11 protein-coding genes and 1 pseudogene are annotated in these 8,949 nt (G+C 71.7%); 5 read left to right on the top strand and 7 right to left on the bottom strand.

The window, feature by feature from the left end:
* A pseudogene (locus ABZ078_RS43690) lies at nt 1-242 on the bottom strand (hypothetical protein); the annotation flags it as partial.
* Nucleotides 243-287: 45 nt separating this feature from the next.
* On the opposite strand from ABZ078_RS43690, the gene ABZ078_RS43685 reads away from it, so the two are divergent.
* Both ABZ078_RS43685 and ABZ078_RS43680 read left to right on the top strand, forming a co-directional pair.
* A complete protein-coding gene (locus ABZ078_RS43685; RefSeq protein WP_356584153.1) occupies nt 288-821 on the top strand; it encodes a sigma-70 family RNA polymerase sigma factor in 534 nt (177 codons plus the stop codon).
* On the top strand, nt 814-1,788 hold the full coding sequence (locus tag ABZ078_RS43680; protein ID WP_356584151.1) for a CU044_5270 family protein: 975 nt from the start codon (nt 814-816) through the stop codon (nt 1,786-1,788). The genes ABZ078_RS43685 and ABZ078_RS43680 overlap by 8 nt, the downstream gene beginning before the upstream one ends.
* A 102-nt stretch (nt 1,789-1,890) precedes the next feature.
* Here the strand turns inward: ABZ078_RS43680 and ABZ078_RS43675 are convergent, their stop codons facing one another.
* The 4 genes from ABZ078_RS43675 to ABZ078_RS43660 form a co-directional block, all read right to left on the bottom strand.
* Nucleotides 1,891-2,157, bottom strand: coding sequence for a DUF4235 domain-containing protein (locus ABZ078_RS43675; RefSeq protein ID WP_356584149.1), 267 nt, complete (start codon nt 2,155-2,157; stop codon nt 1,891-1,893).
* The gene (locus ABZ078_RS43670) at nt 2,154-2,585 is read right to left on the bottom strand and encodes a DUF3618 domain-containing protein (RefSeq protein ID WP_356584147.1); all 432 of its coding nucleotides are present in this window, start codon (nt 2,583-2,585) and stop codon (nt 2,154-2,156) included. Before ABZ078_RS43670 ends, ABZ078_RS43675 begins: the two co-directional genes overlap by 4 nt.
* Nucleotides 2,582-2,998: a phage holin family protein gene (locus ABZ078_RS43665; RefSeq protein ID WP_356584145.1), complete on the bottom strand. Its 417-nt coding sequence runs from the start codon at nt 2,996-2,998 to the stop codon at nt 2,582-2,584. The genes ABZ078_RS43670 and ABZ078_RS43665 overlap by 4 nt, the downstream gene beginning before the upstream one ends.
* A gap of 89 nt (nt 2,999-3,087) precedes the next feature.
* The gene (locus ABZ078_RS43660; RefSeq protein ID WP_356584143.1) at nt 3,088-4,203 is read right to left on the bottom strand and encodes a YihY/virulence factor BrkB family protein; all 1,116 of its coding nucleotides are present in this window, start codon (nt 4,201-4,203) and stop codon (nt 3,088-3,090) included.
* 423 nt (nt 4,204-4,626) lie between these two features.
* Here ABZ078_RS43660 and ABZ078_RS43655 point away from each other — a divergent pair, with 423 nt between their 5' ends.
* The gene (locus tag ABZ078_RS43655; RefSeq protein ID WP_356584141.1) at nt 4,627-5,811 is read left to right on the top strand and encodes an alanine--tRNA ligase-related protein; all 1,185 of its coding nucleotides are present in this window, start codon (nt 4,627-4,629) and stop codon (nt 5,809-5,811) included.
* A gap of 102 nt (nt 5,812-5,913) precedes the next feature.
* On the opposite strand, the gene ABZ078_RS43650 is transcribed toward ABZ078_RS43655, so the two are convergent.
* Nucleotides 5,914-6,279 (bottom strand): nuclear transport factor 2 family protein, encoded by a 366-nt coding sequence (locus tag ABZ078_RS43650; protein WP_356584139.1) that lies wholly within the window; start codon nt 6,277-6,279, stop codon nt 5,914-5,916.
* 170 nt (nt 6,280-6,449) lie between these two features.
* Between ABZ078_RS43650 and ABZ078_RS43645 the strand changes: the two genes are divergently transcribed.
* Entirely contained in the window at nt 6,450-6,704 is a 255-nt protein-coding gene (locus tag ABZ078_RS43645; RefSeq protein WP_356584137.1) for a hypothetical protein, read from the top strand.
* A gap of 137 nt (nt 6,705-6,841) precedes the next feature.
* Here ABZ078_RS43645 and ABZ078_RS43640 read toward each other — a convergent pair whose 3' ends face one another.
* Nucleotides 6,842-8,596, bottom strand: a complete 1,755-nt coding sequence (locus ABZ078_RS43640; protein ID WP_356584135.1) for an ABC transporter ATP-binding protein — start codon at nt 8,594-8,596, stop codon at nt 6,842-6,844.
* 129 nt (nt 8,597-8,725) lie between these two features.
* Between ABZ078_RS43640 and ABZ078_RS43635 the strand changes: the two genes are divergently transcribed.
* Nucleotides 8,726-8,949: alcohol dehydrogenase catalytic domain-containing protein (locus ABZ078_RS43635; protein ID WP_356584133.1), on the top strand; the 224-nt coding region annotated here is incomplete at its 3' end.

Genomic DNA, 8,949 nt, shown 5'->3' with positions numbered 1-8,949 from the left:
TCGTTCGACATGATCTGCAGACCAGGCCGGGCGAGCTCGGCGCGCATGAGCAGCGCCATCACGCCACCGATCACGAAGAACGCGAACGACGTGACCAAGTAGAGCGTTCCGATCGTCTTGTGGTCGGTGGTGGTCAGCCACTGGACGGCCCTGACGCTCTTGATGTCTCTGATCCTCTTCACGCCCCGCCTGTGTCCGTCCGCCGCCCGGACGTCACACTCACAGGGGGCGACGAGAATCACGGAAACGGGTGTGACGATCCAGCGGGTGCCGGACACGAACGGAACATGAGCAACGACGAGATCTTCGCCGCTGCCTATCGCGAGCACTACTGGGCGGTCAGCCGCTATGTCGCGCGGCGACTGGACGGGCGTATGAGTGAGGTCGAGGAGGTGGTGGCGGAGGTGTTCACCGTCGCCTGGCGGCGCCGGGACGACCTCCCGGCCACCCCGCTGCCCTGGCTGTACGGCGTGGCACGCAACTGCCTGGCGAACGCGGTACGCGGCTACGGGCGCCGTCGGCGACTGGTCGACCGGCTCGGCAACGACGACACGGCGCACCGCCGGCACATCGAGGCCGGCCCCGACGCCGAGTCGCCGGGCGCCTGGGTGCACGAGGCGCTGGCCCGGCTCTCCCCGGCGGACCAGGAGGTGCTGCGCCTGACGGCCTGGGAGGAACTCGGCATCGACGAGATCGCCGTCGTCCTCGGCTGCGGCAGCCGGGCCGCGTCGATGCGGCTGCACCGGGCCCGTCGGCGCCTGAGAGCCGAGATCGACCGACTGAGCCCCGCGACCGCATCGAAGGAACACGGCCATGGCTGACGAACTGGAACTCCTGCGCCGCGCCGACCCGGTGCCGGCCGACGGCCCGCACTTCGGCGACGGCCCGCTGGACCACCGCGCCGAACGGCACCTCGACCGGCTGCTGCGCGACCGCCCCGCCGCACCGCACCGCCGTATCCGACTGGCCTGGGGTCTCGCGGCCTCGGCCGTGGTCGCCGCGCTCGTGTCGGGCCTGCTGTTCACCGGTCAGACCACCGCACCCGCGGTCGCCGCACCCCGCCCGCTGGTCGTGCGGACCGACTCGACCCCCGTGTCCCTGAAGGAGATGGCGCAGCGCGCGCGAGCGGCTGCGGCCGACGGGGCACCGGCACTGCGCAAAGGCACCCACGTGCAGTCGTGGAGCCTCGGCATGAGCGACGACAAGCCGCCGATCACCCTCCCCGAGGAACGCATCGTGCGCTGGCACGCCGACGACAGCCACACGGAGCTCGTGGTGGCGACCGACCCGCGGCATCCGGGCCGGCCGGTCCTCAGGGAGGCGGACGGCGAGCCGCGTCTGGTCGAGGACGGCCACGTCCTCAGCAGGCAGACCTATCCGCCGAGTTGGAGCGACGCCCCGCCCGAGTCGCCGCCGCCGCACGACCCCGCAGGACTGCGCGCCTACCTTCAGCAGGCCCGGTACAGCGACGACCCGATGGACACGGCCGGGCTGCTGGACGCCGTCACGGAGCTGCTGGACCACTGGACGCTCGGCGCCCGCGAGTCCGCCGCGCTCGCCCAACTGCTGGCCGGAACAGAGGGGTTGCGGCCGGTCGGCCAGGTGACGGACCGGTTGGGAAGGCGTGGACAGGCGTACGTGTACGACGCCTCCGTCACCCGGCGGATGCTGATCCTGGACCCCGCCACCGGAACCGTCCTCGGCCTGGAGACCACCTTCACCACGGACCAGCCCGAGTACGGCGTCAAGGCGGGGGACGTCATGGAGTACAGCGCCTGGATGCGCTGACGGCGCACCCCATCCCACCCCCCCCCGCACCGCATCCCCCCGCACCGCGCCCCGGCGCCGGGCGGTGACCCGCGTGGCCTTCCCCGCTGTCGCACCCGTTTCTCAGCCGGGCCACGTCCCCGTCATGCGGCGCGTGGCGGTGGCGCCGGCGCGGTCGACGGCAGCCTTGACGGCGGCGAAGATGGCGCCCTGGACGGTCGCCGCCGCCAGGACCTCCCTCCAGGTGCGGTGCTCGTCGGTGGCGTCCGGAGCGTCCTCGTCGTGGCCGAGCATCTTCCACGCCTGCTTGAAGGCCGCGCCCGCCAGCATGCCGCTGACGGCGCCGAGCGCGAGGCCCACGGGCTTGTAGGCGATCTTGGCGGTGTTCATCGGTGGGCTCCCGCGCGGCGACGGCGTGCCATGAGGACGGCGCCCCCCACCGCGGCCGTCCCGACGAGCAGCGCGCCGCGGTGCTGCCGTGCGGTCCGCAGGCCGCGGTCGGTCCGCTCCCGGATCGGCTCGGGCGTCCTGTCCTGCACCATGTGGCCGGCCCGGGAGGCGGTGTCGCGGACGCGGTGGGCGGCCCGGTCGGCCTTGTCCTGCACCGGCTGCGGCACCTTCTCCCGAACCCGCCGGGCGACCTCGGCGGCCGTGTGGCCGACCCGTTCCCCGGCCTCCTGGGCCTTGTCCTGCGTGCGGGCCCTGACGTCGGCCCGGGAGGCGAGCTCCTCCACGGTCCTGCCCAGTTCCTCGCGGGTGTGCTCGATCTGCTCGCGCAGTTCGTCGGGGCCCTTGCCGGGCGTCGCGCCACCGGTCATCGCTGTGCCCTTTCCTTGATCTCGGCCACGTCGGCCTTCACACTGTCGATGGACCGTTCCGGGGTGGGCGGGGTGGCCTGGCGGACCTTCGTCCTGCCGATCGCCGCCATCACCGCGGCGACGACGAGCAGGGCTCCGGTGATGATCAGTCCGGCGGCCCACACCGGCAGGGGCACGGCGAGGGCCGCGATCGCGGTGGCGACCATCGCCTGCAGGGCGAGGAAGCCGACCAGTCCGGCACTGCCGAACATGCCGCCGCCCATGCCCAGGCGCTTGCCCTTCTGCGTCATCTCGGTCTGGGCCAGTCGCATCTCGGCCCGGACCAGATCGGTCAGCTCCCGGGATGCCTCCTGGACCAGTTCGCCGACCGACGCGTCGGAGCGGGAGCGGTACCGCGGTTCCACAGTGGTCATGAGGGTCACCTTCCCCCCGGTGTCGGGGTTCGCGGATGGGCTGTGACGCCGGGTACCCGGGCGTCGGGCTGCCGTACCGCGCGGCTCGGTCAGGGGCCGCGCAGGCGGCGTCGGTCCTGTTCGTCCCAGGCGCGGGTGTCCCGCGGGGCGGTGTAGGGCTCCTCCTCGGGCGGGTGCCCGCCGGCGATCGCGCGCTGCCGTGCGGCCTCCGCGTCGAACTCCAGGCCGAGCAGGATGGCCAGGTTGCCGACCCACAGCCAGACCAGGAAGACGATCACGCCCGCCATGGTGCCGTAGGTCTTGTTGTACGAGGCGAAGTTGGCGACGTAGAACGCGAAGCCCGCGGAGGCGATCATCCAGATCAGCAGCGCGAGGCAGCTGCCCGGGGTGATCCACTTGAAGCCGCGCACCTTGGCGTTCGGGGTGGCCCAGTACAGGAGCGCGATCATGGTGGTCACCAGGACGGCCAGGACCGGCCACTTGGCGATGGCCCAGACCGTCAGAGCCGTGTCACCTACGCCCAGGGTGGAGCCGACCTGGCTGGCCAGGGCGCCGGTGAAGACGACGATCAGCGCGCTGAGCACGGCCAGCACCATGAGTACGACGGTCACGCCGAGCCGGACCGGCAGGACCTTCCACACCGGGCGCCCCTCGGGTATGTCGTAGACGGCGTTGGCGGTGCGGATGAAGGCCGCGACATAGCCGGAGGCCGACCACACCGCCAGGAGCAGGCCCACCACGGCCATGAGGGAGCCGAGACCGCTGTTGCCCTGCAACTGCTCGACCGCGCGGGTGAGGATGTCCCGGGCCGAGCCCGGCGCGAGCTGGTTGATGTTGTCCAGGACCGCGTTCGTGGCGGACCTGCCGGCCAGCCCGAGCACGGACACCAGCACCAGCAGAGCCGGGAACAGCGACAGCACTCCGTAGTAGGTCAGCGCCGCCGCGCGATCGGTCAGCTCATCGTCCTTGAACTCCCGCAGCGTGCCCTTCAACGCCGCCCCCCACGACCGCTTGGACAGCTCGCTCGGCGTGTCGGGCGCCTTCTCCTCCACCTGCGGATCCGGCCCGAACCGCTCCTGCGAGTCCCGCGCCCCGGCTGCCTCCGGCTCGGTCCGGTCGGGGGCCGACCGGTCGGAGGGCGATTGCGGAGGCGGACTGTGTCGCCCTCGGTGTTCCTTGTGCCTGGGTTTGAGAAGTCGATTCATGGCCCCCGGGTATCCCCGCCTTTCAGAACTCACGCGCGACCGCGCGGACGGGAATCGCAGGCGACCTCTTTGATGCCGTCGCGGTGCGGATTCGGCACGCCGCGCCGACCTGTTCGTCCTCGGGCCTGAGCCGGGCCGATCCCCGCGCACGAGCGCGTCCGCGGCCACCACGCCGAGCAGCGCGCAGAGCTGCGGGAAATCCGGGAGACACCCCGCAGCCCACTTGTTACCGTCGATTCCATGAAGGTCATCAGGCCCACCCACACCGCAGCCGCGCGAGCGACCAGCTCGACGGCTGCCGACGCCTGATCCCCTCCCTCCCGGCGGCCGGAAACGGACCGCCGGTGTGCGCCCCCTCTGCTTCCCAGGTCGCAGCCTGTTCCGCGGCTCGTTCCGGTCTCCATGACCCGAAGGAACACCGCGATGCGCACCACACCGAACACCGACGAGATCCTCCGCACCTTCACCGACTTCTTCCGCGAGCGCGGTCACCAGCTCATCACCGGCGGCACACTCCTGCCGCCGCCTTCCGACCCCGTGCTGTTCACCACCTCGGGCATGCACCCGCTCACGCCCTACCTGGAGGGCCGCCCCCATCCACAGGGGCGTCGCCTGGTCGACGTCCAGCGCTGTCTGCGCACCACCGACCTCGACGAGGTCGGCGACCGCACCCACCTGACGGTATTTCAGATGCTCGGTTCCTGGTCCCTGGGCGACTACGGCCATGAGCAGAGCCTGCGTTGGGGATACGAGCTGCTGCACGACGGATTCGGCATCCCGCGGGAGCTGATGCACGTCAGCGTCTTCGGCGGGGGCGACGAGGTAGGCCCCGACCACCGATCGCTCGGCGTGTGGCAGGAGTTGGGGCTGCCCGTGGAGCCGACCCGCGACGACAACTGGTGGTCCCACGGCCCCGTCGGCCTGTGCGGCCCCGACTCGGAGATCTTCGTCTGGAGCGGCGACCCCGGCACCTCGCCCCAGGGCAGCCCCACCACCGACCCACGGTGGGTCGAGGTGTGGAACCACGTGAGCATGCGCTACCGCCGACTCGAGAACGGCAGCCTCCAACCCCTCCATCAGCCCGGTGTCGACACCGGCATGGGACTGGAACGACTGGTGACCGTCCTCCAGGGCCACGACTGCGTCTACGACAGCGACCTGTTCGAACCCTGGATGAGGCTCCTGCCGCCGCTGTGGAACCTGCAGGAGTCGTCGAGGCGGCTCGTCTGCGACCATCTGCGCTCCGGCATCGTCGTCATCGGCGACGGCGTACGGCCGTCCCACACCGGACGCGGCTACGTGCTGCGCCGGCTGATCCGCCGCGTCCTGACCACACTGTGGCGCGACGATCCCTCCCGCACCCTCTCCGACCTGCCCGAGGAACTCCTCGGACACACGCTGGACCATTTCCGCCAGCCCCGCGGAACCGGCTCCGTGCGCGAGGTGCTGCTGGAGGAGGAACGGCGGTTCGGCAGGCTTCTGGAGCGAGGGCGGCGCGTGCTGGGCGGTCCGCGGTTCGAGGGCCCGCTGAGCGACGAGGACTACCGCTACCTCCACGACACCCACGGGCTGCCGCGCGACCTCGTCACGACGCTGCGCACCTCCTGACCGCCCAGAAGGTCCAGGTCCAGAAGGTCCAGGCCCAGAAGGTCCAGGTCGGCCGCGAGGTGGACCTGGACCCTCGGTGGCTCCCGTGGCGGCTGCCGTCCGCTACTCGTCCCACGCCTCGATCAGGATCTGCCGGGCGATCTTGCCGTCGCGCAGCGTGATCATCGACTCGGACAGGACGCGCACCCCGTCCGCGTACTCGCAGGACTCGCTGTAGGCGGCGTGGTCGCCCTGGACGACACATCCCTCCAGCTTGTGCGTCATGTCACGGCTGTAGACGTCGTCTAGCATCTCGGCGATCTCGCCCCGGCCGTGCAGCACCCTGGGGTGGCTGGGCTGGGAGTTGCGGTTCACGACGCGCAGTTCCGCGTCGTCCGCGTACAGCGACAGCAGCGTGTCCGGGGTCTGCCCTTCGATGCCCCGGCGCAGTGTCTCGGTGTCGAATGACGGGCTCGTGGCGGTGCCCATGGTGACCTCCTTCGAGGCCCGCGGCACGACGAGGAGCGGCCGCGAGGGCCTCTCATGAAGAGACTCCTCCGCCCCGCCGGACTCGGCAAGCGCAGCCGGAGCGCTCCGCCTGATGGGTGAGCCCCGCCGGGCGGCCGTGTCCGGCGGCGGTCCGTCCACGTTCCTGAGGCATGATCTCAACCCCGATTCTCGCAGCCGCCGTTGGCCTCGCGGCAGGCATCACCGGCCTCACCGCGCCGCTGGCGAACCCCGCCCACGCGGACACCCGGAGCGCGGGCGCCCAGCTGAATCCGATCGCCACGCTCGACTCGCTCGCCACGACCGGGATCCCCGAGCAGCACAAGCACCGCGTCCCGAGGGTGTCCCAGCAGCTCGGCCACCTCGACCACATCAAGCACCTGAACCAGCTCCAGGGTCGCCGATAGGTCACCGACCCACAGGAAGGGCCGCCCGGACCGTGCCGGGCGGCCCTTTTCGTGCGCGGAGTGTGACACCTCACCTACCGGGTGGAAGCACCACGCACAGACGCCCCCCGGTGAGCCGCTCGCGTACGGCAGGTGCGTCACCCGGCCGTGGCCAGGAACTGTGTCGCCGCCAGCTCCGCGTAGAGCGGGTCCCGCGCGACGAGTTCGCGGTGCGTGCCCACCGCACGCACCCGGCCCGCGTCCATCACCACGATCCGGTCGGCCATCGTCACCGTCGACAGCCGGTGCGCGACGACCAGGACCGTGGTCGTACGGGCGACGTCGGCGACCGTGTCGCGCAGCGCCGCCTCGTTCACCGCGTCCAGCTGCGAGGTGGCCTCGTCGAGCAGCAGCAGCCGGGGGCGGCGCAGCAGGGCGCGGGCGATGGCGACGCGCTGGCGCTCACCGCCGGACAGCTTGGTGCCGCGGTGCCCGACGAGCGTGTCGAGCCCGTCGGGCAGCCGCGCGACCAGGTCGTCGAGGCGGGTCGTCTTCAGCACGCGCCTGACGGCGTCGTCGTCCGCGTCGGGGCTGCCCAGCAGCAGATTGTCCCGCAGCGAACCCGACAGGACCGGGGCGTCCTGCTCCACATAGCCGATGGCGGACCGCAGTCGGGGCAGCTCCCAGTCCGCCAGATCCCGCCCGTCGAGGGTGATGGTCCCGGCCTCGGGGTCGTAGAACCGCTCTATCAGGGAGAAGACGGTGGTCTTGCCCGCGCCCGACGGGCCGACGAACGCCGTCATGCCCTGCGCGGGCACCGTGAACGTCACGCCGTGGTGGACGTACGGCAGATCCTCGGCGTAGCGGAAGCGGACGTCCTCGAAGGCCAGCGCGGCGGGCTCGGCCCCGGCGGTGGGCAGCGGCGCGGGAGCGGCGGACGGTTCGGCGGGCAGCCGGAGCGCCTCCTGGATGCGGGCGAGGGCGGCCGAACCCGTCTGGTACTGCGTGATCGCGCCGACGACCTGCTGTATCGGCGACATGAGGTAGAAGACGTACAGCAGGAACGCGACCAGCGTGCCGACATCGATCGCCCCGGTCGCCACCCGTGCCCCGCCCACCGCGAGCACCGTGATGAAGGCGATCTGCATGGCCAGCCCGGCCGTGTTGCCCGCCGCCGCCGACCACTTGGCGGCCCGCACGCTCTGCCGCCACGACTCCTTTGCCGCCTCGTGCAGCGTACGTTCCTCCCGGTGCTCGGCGCCGGACGCCTTCACCGTGCGCAGCGCGCCGAGGGTCCGCTCCAGCGACGCCCCCATCACACCGACCGCGTCCTGCGCCTGCCGACTGGCCCGGTTGATGTGCGGCACGATCACACCGAGGACCGTGCCGGCGCCCAGGATCACGCCGAGCGTGACCGCCAGCAGCACCGGATCCACCAGGCCCATCATCACCACCGTCGCCACCAGCGTGAGCCCTCCGGTGCCCAGGCCCACCAGCGAGTCGGTCGTGACCTCGCGCAGCAGCGTCGTGTCCGAGGTGATGCGGGCCATCAGATCGCCCGGCTCACTGCGGTCCACGGCGGTGATGCGCAGCCGCAGCAGATACGACGACAGGGCGCGCCGGGCGCCGAGCACCACCGACTCGGCGGTGCGCCGCAGCACGTACGAACCCAGCCCGCCCACTGCCGCGTTGGCGACCACCAGCCCCGACATGAGCAGCAACGCCCCGGTGATGGCGCGGTCTTGGGACAGGTCATCGATCAACTCCCGTGCCACCAGCGGCAGCAGCAGGCCCGTCGCGCCCGTGACCAGCGAGAGCAGGGCGCCGGTCAGCAGGGCCCACCGGTGCGGCCGTACGTATCCGAGGAGCAGCCGCCAGGCGGGCTGGTCGGTCGGCCTCTGGGCTGGACTCACGGCGCTCCTTCGAGTCGGACGGAGCATTCAGGCTACGTCGGCCCGTCGGCCCTGTTCCGTGCCTTTGTCGATCAGCCCCCTCTAGGGTCGGACATGGACGGAGAACCGCCGAGGGAAGGGTGGAGCGCCATGGCGCAGGAGGTTCGCGGTGTGATCGCACCGGGCAGGGACGAGCCGGTGCGGGTGGAGACGATCGTGGTGCCCGATCCCGGTCCGGGTGAGGCCGTCGTGAAGGTGCAGGCGTGTGGGGTGTGCCATACCGATCTGCACTACAAACAGGGTGGCATCAGCGACGACTTCCCGTTCCTGCTCGGCCACGAGGCCGCGGGAGTGGTGGAGTCGGTGGGGGAGGG

The organism is Streptomyces sp. NPDC006385 (genome assembly GCF_040612485.1).
Taxonomy (GTDB): domain Bacteria; phylum Actinomycetota; class Actinomycetes; order Streptomycetales; family Streptomycetaceae; genus Streptomyces.
This window is presented reverse-complemented; position numbering and strand designations above follow the sequence as displayed.

Bases quoted from the DNA above. Each gene is read 5' to 3' on its own strand.
- ABZ078_RS43645 (WP_356584137.1), top strand. From the start codon at position 6,450: ATGATCTCAACCCCGATTCTCGCAGCCGCCGTTGGCCTCGCGGCAGGC.
- ABZ078_RS43660 (WP_356584143.1), bottom strand. From the start codon at position 4,203: ATGAATCGACTTCTCAAACCCAGGCACAAGGAACACCGAGGGCGACAC.
- ABZ078_RS43675 (WP_356584149.1), bottom strand. From the start codon at position 2,157: ATGAACACCGCCAAGATCGCCTACAAGCCCGTGGGCCTCGCGCTCGGC.
- ABZ078_RS43685 (WP_356584153.1), top strand. From the start codon at position 288: ATGAGCAACGACGAGATCTTCGCCGCTGCCTATCGCGAGCACTACTGG.
- ABZ078_RS43665 (WP_356584145.1), bottom strand. From the start codon at position 2,998: ATGACCACTGTGGAACCGCGGTACCGCTCCCGCTCCGACGCGTCGGTC.
- ABZ078_RS43670 (WP_356584147.1), bottom strand. From the start codon at position 2,585: ATGACCGGTGGCGCGACGCCCGGCAAGGGCCCCGACGAACTGCGCGAG.
- ABZ078_RS43650 (WP_356584139.1), bottom strand. From the start codon at position 6,279: ATGGGCACCGCCACGAGCCCGTCATTCGACACCGAGACACTGCGCCGG.
- ABZ078_RS43680 (WP_356584151.1), top strand. From the start codon at position 814: ATGGCTGACGAACTGGAACTCCTGCGCCGCGCCGACCCGGTGCCGGCC.
- ABZ078_RS43655 (WP_356584141.1), top strand. From the start codon at position 4,627: ATGCGCACCACACCGAACACCGACGAGATCCTCCGCACCTTCACCGAC.